Consider the following 19,061-nt stretch of genomic DNA (forward strand, 5'->3'; position numbering starts at 1 on the left):
CCGCCGGGCGGTTTTTTGATTCCGGGCTCGACTAGACAAACCATGTCCAGACAAAGCGCGATCGTCCTCGGTGCCGGCATGGTCGGCGTCGCCTCGGCCCTGCATCTCGTGCGGCGCGGCTGGTCGGTGGTGCTGGTCGACCGCAGGGAGCCCGGCCGGGAGACGAGCTACGGCAATGCGGGCATCATCCAGAGTGAAGCCGTGCGGCCCTACGCCATGCCGCGCGATCTGGACTCGTTCGTGAGGATCGCGACGGGCCGCGCCAATGAGGTGCGCTATCGCTTGATGTCGCTGCCGCACCATGTCGGCCCGCTGCTGCGTTACTGGTGGCATTCCGCGCCCGCGCGCCATCGCCGCATTACGCTCGCCTATGCCGCCATCATCGCGCACGCCACGTCCGAGCACGATGTTCTGATCCGCGACGCCGACGCAGGCGCGCTCGTGCGGCACGACGGCTATCGGCTTCTGCACCGTGACCGGGCGGCGCTCGACGAGGCCGTTGCGATCGCGGAAGCCAATCGCCGCGAATTTGGCGTGCAGTTTCGCGTTCTGACCGGACGCGAGCTCGCCAAGGCCGAGCCGATTCTGAAGGACGACCTGCCCGGCGCCATCCACTGGCTGGATCCCTGGACTGTATCGGATCCTGGCGGACTGGTCGCGGCGTATGCCAATCTCTTCTGCCGCCTCGGCGGCACGCTCCTGCGGGGAGATGCGCAGGCTCTGACGCAGACTTCCTCCGGCTGGACACTTGCGACCGAAGCGGGACGCATCGATGCCGAAGCTGCCGTGGTGGCGCTTGGGCCATGGTCCCCTGATCTGTTGCGCCGCTTCGGCTATGGTTTTCCGCTGGTGCGCAAGCGCGGCTATCACCGCCATTATCGCGGAGGTCGCACGCTCGATCTGCCGCTGGTGGACCCGACCTTCGGTTATGCGATGGCGCCGATGGCAGATTCATTGCGCATCACCAGCGGCGCCGAGCTTACAAGCCCCGAGGCGGCGCCGACGCCGGTCCAGCTCACGCGCGCCGAAGCCGTAGCACGGGAACTGCTCGATCTCGGCACCGCCGTCGAGACCACGCCATGGTGCGGCACCCGGCCCTGCACGCCCGACATGCTCCCCGTCATCGGCCGCGCCACGCGGCACCGGGGCCTGTGGCTGAACTTCGGGCACGGCCACCAGGGATTTACCCTGGGGCCCGCGACCGGCCGCCTGCTTTCCGAACTGATGAGCGGCGAAGCGCCGGCCGTGGACCCTTCGCCCTACCGGCCGGACCGCTTCTGAGCAGTCTCTTCAATCCGTCGTGATGGCGGTTTCGACGTCCGACGGATCGATCTGCTTGTTCAGGTTCTCGTGCAGCCGCTGGTGATCGAGCTCGCCTTCCACCACGACACGAACACGGCCGCGACGCCGTTGCCGGTGATGTTGGTAAGCGCGCGAACCTTGCTCATGAACTTGTCGATCGAGAATCCGATCGCCATGCTCCTTTAGAACCCGTCCCCGCCGGCTTACGGCGTTCCTCCAGAGCCACCAAGATCATTAGGCCGAGATAGCTCTAACGGACGGCAATTCAGTCCCGATCGAGATGGCGCCTTGCCGCCGGCAGGAGCGCCGCGCCGAGCGCGGTCTTGACGATCGAGCCGACGATGAAAGGGACGACACCCACCACCCAGGCCTTCTCGGCACCAAAATTCATCCCGGCGGCGAGCCAGGCAAATCCGGCCGCAAGGATGATAACGTGCCCCAATGCCATCGCCGCAAACAGGGAGGATACCGAGCGGTCCCATCCGCGTTCGCTCAGCCAGCCGGTGACGAACGCCGCACCGACGAAGCCGGCGAGGTATCCCGCCGTCGGACCCATCAGCGGCGCGATGCCGCCGACCGGTCCCGCGAAGACCGGCAACCCGAGCGCGCCCTCGGCCAGATAGGCCATCACGGTGATACTTCCGAGCCGCGCGCCGCAACCGGCTCCGATCATCAGCACGACCAGAGTCTGCATCGTCATCGGAACGTATGGAAGGGGGACGTTGACCTTGGCCGAGAGCGCGAGCAGCGCCGAGCCGAGGACGACCAGGACGGTCGCGCGCCCCACCTCGGCCGTCGTGCCATGCGCGGCCGGCCACAGCGCGGCCATGAGAGGAAGACGGGCCGCCGAGGCGGGCTTGGAGTCAAACTTGGGTGTCATGAGCAACTCGCTTTGGTTAGGTCTGTCGAAAAAGTCAGCGCCTGTTGAGCCATGCGGTGATGCGGGCAACGGCCTCCTGCATCTCCGCGGCCGAGCCGGCGTAGCAGAAGCGGACGAAGGAGCGACCATGCACCGGGTCGAAATCGCTGCCCGGGGTCGCGGCGACGCGCGCTTGTTCCAGCATCTGCTTGGCGAACTCGAAACTGTCGGAGGTGAAATCCGACACGTCGGCGTAGAGATAGAACGCGCCGTCCGCCGGCAAGAACTTCTTGAGGCCGGCCTTCGGAAGTCCCTCGATCAGGATGCGGCGGTTCTCCTGATAGCCGTGCTTGATCTCTTCCATTTCGTCGCGACCGTCGAATGCGGCCTCCGCCGCGATCTGCGACAGCGTCGGCACCGAGATCGACAGATTCTGCTGCAGCCGTTCGATCGGCCGCGCCAGGGTTTCGGGCACGACCATCCACCCGACCCGCCATCCCGTCATGCAGAAATACTTCGAGAACGAATTGATGACGAGCGCCTGCTCCGACAGCTGCGCCGCCGTCACCGCCGGAAAGGCGTAGTCGAGACCGTGATAGATCTCGTCGGAGATGAAGCGAATGCCCGCGCCCTGCGCCGCCGACATCAGGCTCGAAAGCGCTTCCTTCGACATCATCGTGCCGGTCGGATTGGCCGGGCTTGCCACCAGAACGCCCTTCAGCGGCGTCTTGCGATGGGCGGCAAGCAGAGCTTCGCCCGTCAGGGCGTGACGCGTCGCGCTTGATGTCTCGATCAGTACCGGCTCGCAGCCGAGCGCCGTCAGGATGTGGCGGTATGGCGGATAGCCCGGTACCGTGACCGCGACCCGGTCGCCGGGCTCGAACAGCGTGAGAAACGCCAGGACGAAGCCGCCGGAGGAACCCGTGGTCACCACCACTCGGTCGGGGCTCACTGAGCAGCCGTAGGTGTCACGATAATGCCGCGCGATGCGCTCACGCAGCGAGGGAATGCCGAGAGCGGAGGTGTAGTCGATTCGCCCGGAATCGAGCGCGGCGTGGGCGGCAACGATCGCCGCCTTCGGCGCCGAGGCCGCAGGCTGCCCGACTTCCATGTGGATGACGTGACCGCCGGCCGCCTCGATGCGCGCGGCGGCGGCCATGACGTCCATGACCATGAATGGAGGAACATCGCTGCGGCGGGATGGCGTCAACAGCTGCCCTGCCCGGTCTCTTACTGTCGCATCAAGCATCGATATCTGCTAATTCGCTTCTCGCCGGTCGAGGACCGGCGGGACGGCGCCGTTTGCGCCCCAGACTGGCCGCATTGTGCGGCTTGTAAGGGACATATCCCGTATCCGCTCCGCCGCCAACCGTCAAAACCGATCAAAGAGATCGCTTTCCAAGGCTGCTCTATGCTGCTCCGCATATCCCTGCGCAAGAAGACCGCCGCCCTGACCGCCGTCGTCACCGCGGCCGCACTTGCCGTTTCGCCGATGGCCGCGCAGGCCCAGGAGAGGAAGGGGCCGCCGGTCCTGCGCGACACCGAGACGGAGCAGTTGCTGCGCGACTACACGCGGCCCATCCTGCGCGCTGCCGGTCTGGAAAAGCAGAACATCCATATGGTCATCGTCAACGACAGCTCGTTCAACGCTTTCGTCGCCGATGGCCGCCGGATCTTCGTCAACTACGGCGCGATCATGCAGTCGGAGACACCGAACCAATTGATCGGCGTGCTTGCGCACGAGACCGGGCACCTTGCCGGCGGCCACCTCTCCAAGCTTCGCGAGCAGCTGGCGAATGCGCAGACCCAGATGATCATCGCCATGCTGCTCGGCGCCGGCGCCGTCATTGCCGGCGCGAGGGGCGGCAATGCGAACAGCGGGCTCGCCAACGCCGGCGCGGCCGCGATTGCCGGTCCGCAGGAGATGATCCGTCGCTCGCTGCTGTCCTATCAGCGCCAGCAGGAAGAGAACGCCGACCGCGCGGGCGTGAAGTTCCTGACCGCAACCGGCCAATCGCCGAGGGGTATGTACGAGACGTTCAAGCGCTTCAGCGGCGAAAGCCTGTTTGCCGCGCGAGGCGCCGATCCCTATCTGCAGTCGCACCCGATGCCGTCCGATCGCGTTGCCGCGCTCGCGGAGCTCGCCCGCACCAGCCCGTATTGGGACAAGAAGGATGACGCGGCCCTGCAACTGCGTCACGACATGGTGCGCGCGAAGATCTCGGCCTTCATGGAACGGCCGGAAACCGTCTATCGACGTTATCCGCCGTCCAATGACAGCCCGCCGGCCCGCTACGCGCGGGCGATCGTCACCTATCTTCACGGCGATCTGCGCAGCGCACTTTCCCAGATCGATGCGCTGATCCAGGTGCAGCCGAACAACCCCTACTTCCATGAAGTGCGCGGCCAGGCCCTCCTTGAAAGCGGCAAGCCGGCCGAGGCGATCGCGCCGCTGCAGAAGGCCGTTCAGCTCTCGGGCAGCGCGCCGCTCATGGAGATGTTACTTGGACAGGCGCTGGTCGGAACCGAGAATAAGGCCTACACGGACGAGGCGATCCGGATTCTCAGGGCCGCGGTGATGCGCGAGCCGGAGGCGCCGCTCGGCTACATGCAGCTCGCCATGGCCTATGGCAGAAAGGGAAACTACGCGGAAGCGGACCTTGCATCGGCGCAAGCCGCCTACCTTCGCGGCGACAACAAGACCGCGCGCGAACTCGCCACGCGCGCCAAGACGCGTTTCGCGATCGGCACCCCTGGCTGGGTCAAGGCCGACGACATCGTCACGGCGAAGCCCCCGGGCCAGCGCAGCAACTAGATGTAAACCGCACTGTCACTCGATCAGAAAACTCCACTTGATCAGAAACTTCTGTTAGAACCGGCTTTCAGCAAGAGGATTTATCGATGCCTTCGTCACGCCTGCTCGTTCCCGCGCTGCTTGCGCTCGCTCTTTGCTGCGTCCCGAAGGTCGCCTCCGCCGACAGCTTCTCCGACGCCCAGCGCGGGGATATCGAGTCGATCGTCAGGAATTACCTGATTGCCCATCCCGAAGTGCTCGAAGAGGCGATGGCCGAGCTCAGCAAGCGCCAGGCCGCCGCCGAAACCAAGAAGCACGAAGCAAGCATCACACAAAATGCCGATGCGATCTTCAACTCGCCGCGCGGCGTGGTCGTCGGCAACCGCGACGGCGACGTCACCTTCGTCGAATTCTTCGATTACAATTGCGGCTACTGCAAGCGCGCGATGGTCGACATGATGGATCTGCTCAAGACCGATCCGAAGCTGAAGATCGTGCTCAAGGAGTTTCCGGTATTGAGCCAGGGCTCGATCGAAGCGGCGCAAGTGGGCGTCGCGGTGCGCATGCAGGACCCATCCGGCAAGAAATATCTCGACTTCCACCAGAAGCTGCTCAACGGCCGCGGCCCCGCCGACAAGGCGCGCGCCCTTGCCGCCGCCAAGGACGCGGGCCTTGATGTCGCGCGGATCGAGAAGGACTTGTCGAGTCCGGAGGTGCGCGCAACGCTCGAGGAGAACTTCAAGCTCGCCGAAGCGATGGGCATGAACGGAACGCCGAGCTACGTGATCGGCAAGCAGATCGTGATCGGTGCCATCGGTGTGGACGGCTTGAGGGAAAAGATCGGCATCGCGCGCTGCGGCAAGGCGTCGTGCTGAGCGCGCGCCGGGCAATCTGCAAATAGGCGGGCAATCTGCAAATAGGAATGGGTAAGAAAAGGCCGGCTGGACAGCCGGCCTTTTTGTTGCGCCGCGCACCAGGCGCCGAACCAAGAGCGAGACGACCACAACCAAAGGAGTGATCGCACCAGAGGAGCCCCTCCGCATGACGCCCGCAGCGCCGAGCACGGCCTACGATCTTGAGCTTCTGAAGGAGCCGCCGGCGCGCGGCACCGAACGCGATCACGGCTGGTGCTACGGCCTGCCGCCCGGAATTGCTCAGGAGCAGTGGCCGCTCAGCCCTCATGACGGCTTTCCCATGCAGCACTGCTTCACCCTGTGCATTCCCGAACAGTATCGCACGAAGGGACGCGATCTTGTCGCGCTCACGATGTTCGCTGACCAGCAGCATGACGACCCCAAAGAGGTCGAAGAGGTCGCCGAGTATCTCGCGGCCGACACCGTCGGACCTCTGCGCCGTGCTGATCTGCTGCCTTTCTGGAAATACCGTCTGAACCGGCACCCGATGGAATTTCGCATGCGGGACGCCATCGACCGCAATTACGCGGCGATCTGGCTCACGGAAGCGGAGTTCACGGGACCTCTGTGCACACCGCCTGACCTTGCCGGCAATCTTCTGCTCCAGCAAAACCCGCCGCCATCCTGGCTCGAGAAGGGTCTGGCTCGCGCCGTCTTTGATGTCCGCGTCGGCTGCCATGACAGCAACTATGAAAATTGTGACGGGCTTGAACAGAAGTACTGGTACCGCCTCTTTGGCCGCATCCCCGAGGTCGGCCATAACGCCTATGGCATCGCGATTGCGGCGCGTGAAGGCGATCCGAACGTGGGCAAGCCGCCGCGCGACGAAATCCTGCACGCGGACGAACCCGGCAATTACATCCAGCCCTACGGCAAAGAGGGTGAAGCGATCGAGTTGAAGCGCTTTCATGGCCGCAACCACCTCGGCGGCACGATGTTTCCTTCTCAGTGGACGCCGAGATACAGCCCGACCTATCTCGAGATCGAAGAGGAGTTCGGCGGTTTCAACTTCGGCGCAGGGAATGGCCAGCTCGATCTCGCAACTATGGCGTTTGAATGGGCCTGCGGATGACTCGCCGTTCATCCCGCATTCATGAAACCAACGCCGACAAACCGCCGCCCCTTTCGGAACTAGTGGCATCTCTTTTCGTTGTCCGCGCGGGCAATGACGCATTGTGAGACGTGAGGAGAACTCAATGACTAACCGCTTTATGATTTCGGTTGCCGCGCTGGCACTGCTTGCCGGAACCGGTTTCGCAAACGCACAAGGCATGAGCGACAAGGGCGGATCCGGCGCGCAGTACCAGCAGCCGTCGGGCGGCGCGGCTGAGCGCGGCGGCTCGATGGGCAAGCAGGACTCCAAGCAGGAGTCGATGGGCAAGCAGGAAAAGGGCACGGTCGGCCAGGGACAGTCCGGTTCGATGAAGTCGGGCCAGTCGACGGAAGATCGCCCGTCCGGTGCCATGAAGAAGGACCAGTCGGCTGACGACAAGGCTGGTGCAACTAAGGGCTCGCGCGCCGAGGATCGTGCGCAAGGCCAGCAGCAAGGTCAGCAGCCAGCTCAGAAGTCGAAGAGCTCCGGGACCGAGACCAAGGGCGGCCAGAAGGACATGAAGGCTGAAGACAGCAAGAGCGGCGGCGACACCCAGATGCGCCAGGGTCAGACCGGCACCGGCGCTCAGGGCCAGACCGGCACCGCTCAGGGCCAGACCGGCACCACGACCTCGACCCAGACCACCGGTCAGGCCGGCGCTGGTGCGAAGCTCTCGACCGAGCAGCGTACGCAGATCACGTCCGTGATCCGAGAGCAGCGCGTGACCCCGGTGAACAATGTAAACTTCACCATTTCGGTCGGCACCCGCGTCCCACGGGAAGGCATCGAGCTTCATGCGCTTCCGCCCAGGGTCGTATCCATCTATCCGGAGTGGCGTACCTACAAGTACATCCTGGTCCGCGATGAGATCGTGATCATTGACCCCAATACCTACGAGATCGTCGCCGTCCTCAACGTGTGAGGCCGACTGGCGGTAGTCGCGAGGGGCGGGCAGCAAAGCCCGCCCCTTTTCGCTGCCTGCGCCGTCGCGGGCAGCATCCTCTGTACTGGTTAACAAGCGTTTTCCGCAGCTTCCACACAGCTTTTTGCAAGCCGGATGAGGTATTTGAAGGTTATCCGGACGGCCTGAAGGCTTCCCCTTGGCCCCGTTGTTACCTATAACCCCGCCACCTGCCGCCGCATCGCCGGGACCTGGATGGCCAAATCAGCAGCCGAAACGACGATCTACGTCCTCAACGGGCCGAACCTCAACCTCTTGGGGACTCGTGAGCCGGAGACCTACGGCCACGCCACGCTGGCCGACGTCGAGAAGCTTTGCGCCGACGCCGCCGCACAGTTCGGACTGAACGCGGACTGCCGCCAGTCCAACAGCGAAGGCGAACTCGTCGACTTCATCCACGAGGCGCACGCCGGGAAGGTCGCCGGGATTGTCATCAACGCAGGCGCCTATTCGCACACCTCGATCGCGCTGCACGATGCGCTCGTTGCGGTCAAGATCCCGACCGTCGAAGTGCACGTCAGCAACATCTACGCCCGCGAGAGCTTCCGCCATCATTCCTTCATCGCGCGCGCCGCCTTTGCGACGCTTTGCGGTTTTGGCATCGACGGTTACCGCCTCGCAATCAACGGCCTTGCCGCCAGGATCGGCGCAAAGGCCAAAGCCTGACGCACGCTCAACAGAAGGTCCGGATTCAAGATCATGGCGCGCCAGCCTGACGACAAAGCAGCCGCAAAATTTTCCAGCGACGACAGCGTACTCATCCGCGAGCTCGCGAGCCTGCTCGACGAGACGAGCCTCACCGAGATCGAGATCGAGCGCGCGGGCCTCAGGGTGCGCGTCGCGCGCAATGTCAGCATCGCCGCTTCGATGCCAACGGTCGTGACGACTGCCGCGCCGGTCGCCGCGGTGCCGCCAGCTGCAGCGGTTACGGATCTGTCGAAGCATCCGGGAGTCGTGACCTCGCCGATGGTCGGCACCGCCTATTGGGCCCCTGAGCCGGGCGCCAAGCCCTTCATCGAGGTCGGCACCAAGGTATCGGTCGGCCAGACGCTCCTCATCATCGAAGCGATGAAGACGATGAACCAAATTCCCTCGCCGCGCGCCGGCACGGTGACGCAGATCCTGGTCGAAGACGCCCAGCCGGTCGAGTTCGGCGAACCGCTGGTCATTATTGAGTAGGCGAATGGGCAGTAGCGAATAGCGAATGGTTCTTCGCTTCCTTATTCGCTATTCGCCACTCGCCATTCGCGGCAGGACATCATGTTCGACAAGATCCTCATAGCCAACCGCGGCGAGATCGCCTTACGCATCCTGCGGGCCTGCAAGGAGCTCGGCATCTCGACCGTTGCGGTGCACTCGACCGCCGACGCGGATGCCATGCACGTGCGGCTTTCGGACGAGAGCGTGTGCATCGGCCCGCCGCCGTCGAAGGACAGCTATCTCAATGTCCCGGCGCTGCTGGCGGCGTGCGAGATCACGGGGGCGGACGCCGTCCATCCGGGGTCCGGCTTCTTGTCGGAGAATGCCCGCTTTGCCGAAATCCTCGGCGAGCACAATCTGCATTTCATCGGTCCGAAGCCCGAGCATATCCGCCTGATGGGCGACAAGATCGAAGCCAAGAAAACCGCCATAAAGCTCGGCATTCCCGTGGTGCCGGGCTCGGACGGCGCGGTCGGCCCCGACGATGACGCCTTGGCGATCGCAAAGGACATCGGCTTTCCGGTGCTGGTGAAGGCGGCCGCCGGCGGCGGCGGGCGCGGCATGAAGATCGCGCGCACGCCCGATGACCTTGCGCTTGCGCTGCAGACCGCGGCGAACGAAGCCAGGGCAGCCTTCGGCGATGCTTCCGTTTACCTCGAAAAGTATCTCGAAAAGCCGCGCCACATCGAAATCCAGGTTCTGGGCGACGGCCGCGGCGGCGCCATCCATCTCGGCGAACGCGACTGCTCGCTCCAGCGCCGGCATCAGAAGATCTGGGAGGAAGGCCCCTCGCCCGTCATTGACGCGGCGGCGCGCAAGAAGATCGGCGGGACCGTCGCCAAGGCGATGCAGCAGATGAAGTATCTGGGCGTCGGCACGGTCGAGTTTCTCTACGAGGACGGCGAGTTCTATTTCATCGAGATGAACACCCGCATCCAGGTCGAGCATCCCGTCACCGAGATGATCACGGATTTCGACCTCGTGCTGGAGCAGATCCGCATCGCCGCCGGCGGCGATCTGCCGGTGAGGCAGGAGGAAATCTCCATCATCGGCCATGCCATCGAATGCCGCATCAACGCCGAGAACGCGCAGACCTTCCGTCCGTCGCCGGGCCGCATCCTGCAATATCATCCGCCCGGCGGCTTGGGCGTGCGGATCGATTCCGCCGTGTACCAGGGCTACATCATCCCCCCCTATTACGACTCCCTCGTCGGCAAGCTGATCGTCCACGGCAAGACGCGCGACGAGTGCCTGATGCGGCTGCGCCGGGCACTCGATGAGATCGTGATCGACGGCATCGAGACCACCCTCCCCCTGTTCCGCGCCCTCGTCCGCGAGCCGGACATCATCAACGGCGACTATCACATCCACTGGCTCGAACAGTACCTGTCCGGCCAGTCCGGCGGCTGACCGCCGGAATTCTGGCATTCTCGGGAACCCAACAGCCCCCTGATGCGTTAAGCGGCCCTCGGAGTTCCGCTCGGGGGGAGACGAAATTCGTCACTTTGCCACGCGAGCTGGCCGTGACGCCTGACCTGAGGCGCCGGCGTGCCCTAGGACAGATCCTGCTGTTTGCAGCGGGACTGCTGGTGCTGACCGTAATCAGCGCCGGCTCGGTCTACCTTGTGAACAAGGCGCGGGACGACAACGCCTGGGTGTTGCACGCCATTGAGGTGCAGAACCAGGTCAACGCGCTGCTTCTCCAGATCCGCCGGGCGGAGAGCAGCGCGCGCGGATATCTGCTGACCTCGGGACAACAGTTCCTTTCGGATCACGAAACTTCGGTTGCGGCAATCATGCCCGCGGTCGACAAGCTCGCCGCGACCACCCGGCACAATCCGGTGCAGGCCGAAAGCGTGAAGTTGCTGCGCGCGGCGCTGGAGAAGCGGCTCGCCCAGTTCGCGCAGGAAATCAGTTTGATCAAGCAGGACGATCGCGCCGGCGCAACCGCCCTCGTGCGCGAAGCCGCGGCCGGCGACCCCACGGGCATCATCCGCGCTGTCGCCACCGGCATGATCAGCGCGGAAGAGCAGCTGTTCGCGCAGCGGACCGCCAATGCCGACCGCAGCCAGACGCTGGCCGCCTCGATGACCGGCATCGGCTCTGGCCTTGTCGTGGTGCTGGCATGCATCGCGGTGTGGCTGGTGCGGCGCTCAACGCGTGCGCGCGACAAAGCCGAGGCGCTGCTGCGCGATGCCAATGTCCACCTCGAAGCCACCGTCGACGAACGCACCGCCGATCTGCGCGAGGCCAACGACGAGATCCAGCGCTTCGCCTATATCGTCAGCCACGACCTGCGCGCGCCGCTGGTCAACATCATGGGCTTCACCTCCGAGCTGGAAGAGCTCGGCAAGGATATCTTCCGCCGCATCGCCAGCCTCACCCGCAACTCCGCCGCCGCGCCGGTGGCCGCATCCGCCGACGGCGCCGGACTCGTGCTCGACGACCCCGACAGGCAGCTCTCGCAGGATTTCTCCGAAGCGCTGTCCTTCATCAAATCGTCGATCGGCAAGATGGACCGCCTGATCACCGCAATTCTGAACCTCACCCGCGAGGGGCGGCGCGAATTCGAACCGATCATGATCGACATGCGCGAGCAGATCGAAGCGATCGTCACGACGATCGCTCACCAGGCAGCGGAGGCCAACGCCCAGATCCGCATTGATCCACTCCCGGACATCACCAGCGATCGCCTCGCGATCGAGCAGATCTTCTCCAACCTCATCGACAACGCGATCAAGTACCTGAAGCCGGGAGTTCCCGGGCAGATCACAGTCCGCGGCCGGAGCAAGCTCGGCTATGCTATTTTCGAGGTGACCGACAACGGTCGCGGCATCGACCCCAAGGATCATCAGCGCATATTCGACCTGTTCCGCCGCGCAGGGACCCAGGACAAGCCAGGACAAGGCATTGGGCTTGCGCATGTTCGCGCGCTGGTCCGCCGGCTTGGCGGTACGATGTCCGTACAGTCGGAACTCAACGCCGGCAGCACCTTCACGATCACCTTGCCGATCAAATGGAACGCCAGCAACCGGAACAGGGAGTCATGAGCAAGCCGGTCACCATCATCATGATCGAAGACGACGAGGGGCACGCGCGCCTGATTGAGCGCAATATCCGGCGCGCCGGCGTCAACAATGAGATCGTCCCGTTCAACAACGGTACAGACGCGGTCAGATATCTCTTTGGCGCCGACGGCTCGGGCCTCGCGCAAAGGGGCCGCGCGCTGCTCATTCTGCTCGATCTCAACCTGCCCGACATGACCGGAATCGAGATCCTGCGCCGGATCAAGGAGAACAAGTGTCTGAAGAGATCTCCGGTTGTGGTTCTCACAACGACCGACGACTCCCAGGAGATCCAGCGCTGCTACGAGCTCGGTTGCAACGTCTACATCGTCAAGCCCGTGAACTACGAGAGTTTCGCCAACGCCATTCGCCAGCTGGGCCTATTCTTTTCCGTGATCCAGGTTCCCCGAACATGACCCCTGCAATGCCCACGCTGCTCTATATCGACGACGACGAGGCGCTGGCGCGTCTCGTCGAGCGCGGCTTGAGGCGCCGCGGCTTCAACGTCGTCCACGCGCCGGACGGCGAGACCGGCCTTGCACGCATCCGCCAGGGCGGCATCGATGTGGTCGCCCTGGACCAGTACATGCCGGGTTTCGACGGCATCGAGACCCTGGAACAGATCATGGCGATACCCGGCGCGCCGCCGGTCGTGTTTGTCACCGCAGCCCAGGACTCCAAGATCGCGGTGACCGCGCTGAAGGCGGGCGCCGCCGACTATCTCGTCAAGGATGCCACGGGCGATTTCATTCCATTGTTGCAGGTGGCCGCCGACGGCGCGTTGCGCCAGGCCGAGATTCAGCGGGCGCGCGAGGAGGCCGAGGCGGAAGTCCATGCCTCGCGCGACCGCTACGCCGCGCTTGCCGCGGAACGCGAACTCCTGCTGCGCGAGGTCAACCACCGCGTCGGCAACTCGCTGCAGATCATCGCCTCACTTCTTCATCTACAGGCCAATTCCGCGACCCGGGAGGACGTCAAGGCCGCGCTGACCAATGCGATGGGACGCGTCGCGGCCGTCGCGCAGGTTCATCGCCGGCTCTACACCTCGCAGGATCTGAAGAGCGTGGTGCTCAGCCAGTATCTCGACTCGCTGCTCGATGATCTCAGGCGCTCGGCCGAAGGCAACAGGATGTCGCGGCTGACACTCAAGGCTGAGCCGATCGAGATCGACCCGGACCGGGCGGTGGCGATCGGCATCATCGTCAACGAGCTGGTGATGAATGCCGTGAAGTATGCCTATCCCGACCGCGCCGGCCCCATTCACGTGGAACTTTCCGCGCAAGGCGGCAATGTGGTGCTGTCGATCGCCGACAACGGCGTCGGCATCAATGTCCCATCCGATCCGCGATCGACCGGCATGGGCCAGCGTATCGTCGCCGCGATGGCCTCCAAGCTCGACGCCAGCATCGAACGCGACCCAAGCCATGCCGGCACCAGATTGGTACTCACCTTCAGCCGCGCCGCGCAGGCCAAGCCGGCCAGCGTTGCTGTCGGCTGAGCGAGTGCATCTCATCCACCGTCGGAACGGCGCGCCGTTAACGCATCACAGTCGCATAGTCTCTCCAATCCTGCTATCCTGGTCCGCATGACATCACGCGACTCCGCGTCCTCGGAAATCACACCGCCCGTCCTGCTGCGTGCCTACGCCTGCGGCATCTTCCCCATGGCGGAGAGCGCCGACGATCCGACGCTGTTCTGGGTCGAGCCGGAAATCCGCGGCGTGATCCCGCTCGACGGCTTTCGCATCGCCTCGCGCCTTGCGCGCACCGTGCGAACCGACATCTTCAAGGTCACGGTCAACACCGCCTTCAAGGCAGTCATTGCCGGCTGCGCCGCGCCTCAGGCGGGACGCGAGGACACCTGGATCAACAAGCGCATCCGCGACCTCTATACCGGGCTGTTCGAACTCGGACACTGTCACAGCGTCGAAGTGTGGAAGGACGACGACCTCGTCGGCGGACTTTACGGCGTGAGCCTCGGACGCGCGTTCTTCGGTGAAAGCATGTTTCACCGCGTCCGCGACGCCTCGAAGGTGGCCTTGGTCCACCTGGTAGCGCGACTGATCCACGGCGGGTTCGAGCTGCTCGATACCCAATATGTCACCGAGCATCTGCGCACGTTTGGTGCGGTCGAGATCCCGCGGCGGCGTTACACCGCCCTGCTTGACAAGGCATTGACGGGAGAGCCGGCGAATTTCCTGAGATTGCCGGTCGACCAGCCGCTCTCGGGCGAACGCGCGCTCGAGATCATCGCTGGAAGCACCAAGAACTAATCGACTACCTGCCAAACGGCGGGAAGAAGCTCGGCTGTTGCGGCGGCGGTGGAGGCGGCGGCTGCGATTGCGGCTGCTGCATCGGCTGCGGCGGGCGCTGCCCGGCCTGCTTGGGAGCCGGCGGCCTCTTCTGTGCAGGCTGAGGCGGCTTCGGCGGCTCGGGCGCCGCGGTTGCGATCGTTGTTTGCGGTTCTTTGCAGTCAGTGAGCCAGATGTCGTAAACGGGATGCTCCACGCCATGGAGCCCCGGGCTCGCCGCGAACATCCATCCCGAAAAGATCCGCTTCACCTCGCCCTGCAGCGTGATCTCGTCGACCTCGACAAAAGCGTCGGTATTGGCGGCCTCGGTCGCCGGACGGGTATAGCAGGCATTGGTTTTGACGCGCAGCGCTCCGAACTGCACGGTCTCGCCGATCTCTTCGTCGAAATTGATGATGCGGCCGGTGATCTTGTCCAGACCCGAGAAGGTCGCCTTCTTGTTCACGATCTTCTGGGCCGGCGGCTCCGTCACGATTTCGTCGCCGGGCTGCAGACTCGCCGGAGTCTGCGGTACGCCCTTGGGCTGGCGCTGCCCTGGCGGCAGTCCCGGCAAAACCTGATTGGCCCCCGGCTGCGGCGCGGCCGAAGGGCTCGGTGGCGCGACCGCGGCCGAAGGCTGCTGGTTTTGAGGAAGGACAGTGGTCCCCGGCGGGGGTGCCAGCGGCTGCGACTGCACCGGGCCCGGCAAGGCATTACCCTGCTGCCCCGGATAAGGACGATTGGGAGTGGGCAGCACACGCCCCTGTGGCGGCAACTCCGGCACCTCCTCCTCGTCCTCAGGCAATTGCTGCTGGGGCTGCCCGCCACGCGGAATGTTGCCCGGCGGACGCGGCGGAGTGTCGGAAAAAATAGTGCCGATCTGCGCGCGCGCGGGCTGCGCAAGCGGGAGCGCGGTGGCGGCCAGGAGGGCCGCAAGACCTGTCAGGGCTAGGGTTCGAAACATCTCGCGCGGCTTCAACAGCGAATCGGGCTTTTGAACATTGTACCGGGGTAAAGGTATATCGGCCGCTCGCAGCCCTCCGGTTAACACGCCGAATACGGCGGGGAAAGGGCGACCGTCCCGCCAAACACTGGTCAGGCCGCCTCCCAGATGGGATAGTCCTCCCGTTTCGAGCAACCCGGCGCAACCGGAGCAAGACAAAATGGGGGGAGACTTCATGCCTGATCGCATTCGCCTCGACGGCCGGGTCGCCGTTGTCACCGGGGCTGCCGGCGTCATCGGCAGCGCCACGGCAAAGCGGCTCGCCGAGCGCGGCGCACGAATTGTCGCGGTCGACCGCCAGGAGCAGGACCTTGGGGCCGCCATCCGGGACTTGCCGGCTTCCGCAGAAGCGCTCGCCATCAGTGCCGATGTCACCGCTGAGGACGAGGTGAAGAAATATGTCCGTACCGCTATCGACCGGTTCGGCAAGATCGACGTGTTCTACAACAATGCCGGCGTCGAGGGCGATATTGCGCCGCTTACCGACTATTCGCTGGAGAGCTTTCGCCGCGTGCTCGATGTCAACGTGGTCGGGGTTTTCCTCGGCCTGAAGCACGTGCTGCCGGTCATGCTCGCGCGCAACAAGGGCAGCATCATCAACACCGCCTCCATCGCGGGCCTGATCGGCGCGCCCGACATCGCCGTCTACAGCGCGAGCAAGCACGCGGTGATCGGTCTCACCAGGAGCGCCGCGATCGAATGCGGCAAGGCTTCCGTGCGCGTCAACTGCGTCTGCCCAGGCATGATCGACAGCCGGATGCTGAGTTCGATCATCGAAGGCCGTAATCCTTCCAACGCGCCGATCCCGAACGAGAAGATCGTCGAGCGCATTCCTGCGCGCCGGCTCGGCCGGGCGTCCGAAGTCGCCTCCATCGTGGCGTTCCTCGCCTCGGATGAGGCGAGCTACGTTTCCGGCTCCGCCTACACCGTCGACGGTGGGCGCACCGCCGGCTAGCCTCCCTCCATTCCGGGATGGCCCGAAGGGCCAGGCCCGGAATCCATACTCCCGATGGTGGTTATGGATTCCGGACTCGCGACTTCGTCGCGCCCCGGAATGACGGCCAACGACAACCAGAACCCAAAGGTCCTTCCCCATGCCCGTCGTTCTCGATCCCGATGCCGCCGCCGTCTACAAGGCTTTCCAGGAAGCCGGCCGCCCGGCGTACGAAACCCTGACGGCACCGGAAGCGCGCGCCTACTATTCGCAGGCGCGCTTTGTCAGCAATCCCGAGCCGCCGGAGCTTGCGAGCGTCGAGCCGCTGTCGATCCCCGCCCCGCACGGCCAGATCCCGGCGCGCGTCTACACCCCGAAGAAGCTGAGACAGAAGGACGGGCTGTCGCCGGCGCTGGTGTTCTTCCATGGCGGCGGCTGGGTGATCGGCGACCTCGAGACCCACGACGTGGTGTGCCGCAAGCTTGCCGACCAGGGCGAACTGATCGTCGTCTCCGTGGACTACCGCCTCGCGCCCGAGCACAAATTCCCGGCGGCCGTGGACGACTCCATCGCGGCGACCAAATGGATCGCCGCGAACGCGAAACAACTTGGCATCGATGCGGATCGCCTCAGCGTCGGCGGCGACAGCGCCGGCGGCAACCTTGCCGCGGTGGTTTCGATTGCGGCGCGCGACGGCGATGGACCTGCGATTGCGGGACAGGTCCTGATCTATCCGGCCGTGGACTGTGCGCTGGCGCATCCGTCGCACAGCGAGCCGGAAACCAGCATCCTCCTGACGCACTCCGTCATCCGCTGGTTCTACGACCATTATCTCGACAGCACCGCTGATGTGCACGACTGGCGCGCCTCACCCGCGCGGGCGACGACGCTGATCGGCCTGCCGCCCGCCTATGTCCTCACCGCGGGCGCCGACCCCTTGCGCGACGAAGGCGATGAATATGCCGAGCGGCTGAAGCGGGCCGGCGTGCCCGTGACCTACAAGCATTTCCCCGGCCAGTTCCACGGCTTCTTCACCATGGGCAAGCTGTTGCAGCAGGCCAATGTCGCGGCAAGCGATATCGGGAAATGGTTGAAGGGGATGAATTAGACAAATCTAACTCCCCCTTCAGCTTGAAATGACGATACCCGCATCACTCTTGAAAGGGGAAGTTGGAGGTCCACACCGGAATGTCCGCCAAGGGGCAGTACCGGAAGTGTCGAGCTTCAGACCTCATCAAGGGCGTCTCAGACGACGAAATCTGAAGCATGGATCTGGGCGGCGACGACGCCCGCCAGAGTAATCGTATCGTTTGCTGTGAGATGGATTACGGCGTTCCCACTGGCGTCGTCTTGGATCACGGCCAGAAGAGCGTTCCAGTCCTTAAAACCGTAGCCGTGGACGTCAATGGTGTCGTGCTCCACTGCCGTGCTGCCGACAGCCAAGTTGCCCTTGTTGAAATCCCAAATGGTGTCGTTTCCGGAGCCGAGATCGAACTTGAAGTTGTCGTTATTCGGTCCACCCCAAAGTTGATCATCACCACCACCTCCGTTCAGCGTATCCTTCCCCCCGGTGATCGAGCCGGGTGCGGAGGGAGCGTAGTTCTGCGCATCGCCATACAGGAAATCGGCGTTGCCACCACCATTAAGGACGTCGTTCCCACCGTGAACACGGCCGGACATGTTGGGGGCATCGCCGAACAGGAAAATTTGCGATGCAAATGGTGGAGAGCTGGTGCCCTCAACAGTTAGGCTGTCATCCCCACCATACGCCTTGTCGGTCATCGAAGCACCGGCGTCCCCGCATAGCGACAAGAATGCCCCCGTGAATGTGTCGTCGATGATCACGGTCAGGGTATCATCCCCGCCGTGCGCCATGTCGGTCATGGAACCACCGGCATCCCCGCTGAGATCGCTGCCTCCAAGACTGCCTCCAAAACCAGATGACAGGGTAAGCGTAAGGGTATCATTTCCACCATGCACCTGGTCGGTCATAGAGCCACCAGCATCCCCACGGAGGCGCCCTCCGCACTGTACTCCATCAATGGCGGCGGTCAGGGTATCATCCCCGCCATGCGCCATGGCGGTCATGGAACCACCGGCATCCCCGTTGAGAGTGACGGTCCCCCCCGACTGAAGACCACCAAGGGAGTGAGCGAGTGCAATAAGAGCATCATTGCCTCCTTTTGTGTGGTCCGACATGCTGCTGCCGGCGTCTCCGTCAAGAACAGTGCCCGATTGATAGATAGCTGTGGTGGCCTTGATAGTGTCATTGCCACCGTGAGCATTGTCGAACATGTCCTCGGCATCGCCGACAAGGATGGGGGAGGAATAGAGAGCATCATTTGTGAGCGTGATGCTGTCGTTTCCTCCACGAGAGCAGTCGTACATGGCTACAGAGGCATCACCCCACACGAAAGCCCCCGCAGAATTTGCTGAAGCTGAAGCTGAAATTGTGGCGACGAGAGTGTCGTCTCCACCCCGCGAATTGCGATGCATGGTCTCGTCTTCGCCGACAAGGTAGGCAACCGAAGCGAAGCCGGTGACAGTTGCCGTAAGAGCATCGTTCCCGCCCCAACCACCGATTGGCAATCCGGGGTCTCCAAACAGGGTGACGGATTGGTTGGGGTCTGAAATGGTGACTGCGAG

Annotated in this window: 18 protein-coding genes and 1 pseudogene; 14 read left to right on the forward strand and 5 right to left on the reverse strand. The window is 64.0% G+C overall.

The annotated features are described in order from the left end of the window. Positions 1-42 precede the first annotated feature (42 nt). On the forward strand, positions 43-1,281 hold the full coding sequence (locus HY852_RS25435) for an FAD-binding oxidoreductase (RefSeq protein WP_291607675.1): 1,239 nt from the start codon (positions 43-45) through the stop codon (positions 1,279-1,281). Positions 1,282-1,290: 9 nt separating this feature from the next. On the opposite strand, the pseudogene HY852_RS25440 reads toward HY852_RS25435, so the two are convergent. From HY852_RS25440 to HY852_RS25450, 3 genes and pseudogenes are all read right to left on the reverse strand, one after another. Next, positions 1,291-1,478: pseudogene (locus tag HY852_RS25440) on the reverse strand (dicarboxylate/amino acid:cation symporter); the annotation flags it as partial. 89 nt (positions 1,479-1,567) lie between these two features. Then, positions 1,568-2,131 carry a biotin transporter BioY gene (locus tag HY852_RS25445; protein ID WP_291607693.1) on the reverse strand — a complete coding sequence of 188 codons (564 nt, stop codon included), beginning with the start codon at positions 2,129-2,131 and terminating at the stop codon, positions 1,568-1,570. Positions 2,132-2,216: 85 nt separating this feature from the next. Beyond that, a complete protein-coding gene (locus tag HY852_RS25450) occupies positions 2,217-3,410 on the reverse strand; it encodes an aminotransferase class I/II-fold pyridoxal phosphate-dependent enzyme (RefSeq protein WP_291607676.1) in 1,194 nt (397 codons plus the stop codon). Between the two features lie 162 nt (positions 3,411-3,572). On the opposite strand from HY852_RS25450, the gene HY852_RS25455 reads away from it, so the two are divergent. From HY852_RS25455 to aat, 11 genes are all read left to right on the forward strand, one after another. Beyond that, the gene (locus HY852_RS25455; protein WP_291607677.1) at positions 3,573-4,976 is read left to right on the forward strand and encodes a M48 family metalloprotease; all 1,404 of its coding nucleotides are present in this window, start codon (positions 3,573-3,575) and stop codon (positions 4,974-4,976) included. 86 nt (positions 4,977-5,062) lie between these two features. Further along, positions 5,063-5,830, forward strand: coding sequence for a DsbA family protein (locus HY852_RS25460; protein ID WP_291607678.1), 768 nt, complete (start codon positions 5,063-5,065; stop codon positions 5,828-5,830). Between the two features lie 166 nt (positions 5,831-5,996). Further along, positions 5,997-6,941: a hypothetical protein gene (locus HY852_RS25465; protein ID WP_291607679.1), complete on the forward strand. Its 945-nt coding sequence runs from the start codon at positions 5,997-5,999 to the stop codon at positions 6,939-6,941. Positions 6,942-7,065: 124 nt separating this feature from the next. Next, the gene (locus HY852_RS25470; RefSeq protein ID WP_291607680.1) at positions 7,066-7,884 is read left to right on the forward strand and encodes a DUF1236 domain-containing protein; all 819 of its coding nucleotides are present in this window, start codon (positions 7,066-7,068) and stop codon (positions 7,882-7,884) included. Between the two features lie 234 nt (positions 7,885-8,118). Next, entirely contained in the window at positions 8,119-8,589 is a 471-nt protein-coding gene (gene aroQ, locus HY852_RS25475) for a type II 3-dehydroquinate dehydratase (RefSeq protein WP_291607681.1), read from the forward strand. 33 nt (positions 8,590-8,622) lie between these two features. Then, complete coding sequence (accB, locus tag HY852_RS25480; protein WP_291607682.1) at positions 8,623-9,102, forward strand: acetyl-CoA carboxylase biotin carboxyl carrier protein; 480 nt, start codon at positions 8,623-8,625, stop codon at positions 9,100-9,102. An 81-nt stretch (positions 9,103-9,183) separates the two neighbouring features. Beyond that, positions 9,184-10,533 (forward strand): acetyl-CoA carboxylase biotin carboxylase subunit, encoded by a 1,350-nt coding sequence (accC, locus tag HY852_RS25485; RefSeq protein ID WP_291607683.1) that lies wholly within the window; start codon positions 9,184-9,186, stop codon positions 10,531-10,533. Between the two features lie 113 nt (positions 10,534-10,646). After that, positions 10,647-12,173, forward strand: coding sequence for a CHASE3 domain-containing protein (locus HY852_RS25490; protein ID WP_291607684.1), 1,527 nt, complete (start codon positions 10,647-10,649; stop codon positions 12,171-12,173). Continuing rightward, positions 12,170-12,604 (forward strand): response regulator, encoded by a 435-nt coding sequence (locus HY852_RS25495; RefSeq protein ID WP_291607685.1) that lies wholly within the window; start codon positions 12,170-12,172, stop codon positions 12,602-12,604. The genes HY852_RS25490 and HY852_RS25495 overlap by 4 nt, the downstream gene beginning before the upstream one ends. Next, positions 12,601-13,686: a histidine kinase dimerization/phosphoacceptor domain -containing protein gene (locus HY852_RS25500; RefSeq protein ID WP_291607686.1), complete on the forward strand. Its 1,086-nt coding sequence runs from the start codon at positions 12,601-12,603 to the stop codon at positions 13,684-13,686. The genes HY852_RS25495 and HY852_RS25500 overlap by 4 nt, the downstream gene beginning before the upstream one ends. Positions 13,687-13,773: 87 nt before the next feature. Further along, entirely contained in the window at positions 13,774-14,460 is a 687-nt protein-coding gene (aat, locus tag HY852_RS25505; protein ID WP_291607687.1) for a leucyl/phenylalanyl-tRNA--protein transferase, read from the forward strand. Between the two features lie 4 nt (positions 14,461-14,464). Here the strand turns inward: aat and HY852_RS25510 are convergent, their stop codons facing one another. Further along, positions 14,465-15,442, reverse strand: a complete 978-nt coding sequence (locus HY852_RS25510; RefSeq protein WP_291607688.1) for a DUF2155 domain-containing protein — start codon at positions 15,440-15,442, stop codon at positions 14,465-14,467. 214 nt (positions 15,443-15,656) lie between these two features. Between HY852_RS25510 and HY852_RS25515 the strand changes: the two genes are divergently transcribed. Both HY852_RS25515 and HY852_RS25520 read left to right on the forward strand, forming a co-directional pair. After that, positions 15,657-16,436, forward strand: coding sequence for an SDR family NAD(P)-dependent oxidoreductase (locus HY852_RS25515; RefSeq protein ID WP_291607689.1), 780 nt, complete (start codon positions 15,657-15,659; stop codon positions 16,434-16,436). A 139-nt stretch (positions 16,437-16,575) separates the two neighbouring features. Beyond that, complete coding sequence (locus tag HY852_RS25520) at positions 16,576-17,523, forward strand: alpha/beta hydrolase (protein WP_291607690.1); 948 nt, start codon at positions 16,576-16,578, stop codon at positions 17,521-17,523. A 137-nt stretch (positions 17,524-17,660) separates the two neighbouring features. Here HY852_RS25520 and HY852_RS25525 read toward each other — a convergent pair. Beyond that, positions 17,661-19,061, reverse strand: a 1,401-nt coding sequence (locus HY852_RS25525) for a hypothetical protein (RefSeq protein ID WP_291607691.1), incomplete at its 5' end; no start/stop codon positions are given.

The organism is Bradyrhizobium sp. (assembly GCF_016213215.1).
Lineage (GTDB): Bacteria > Pseudomonadota > Alphaproteobacteria > Rhizobiales > Xanthobacteraceae > Bradyrhizobium.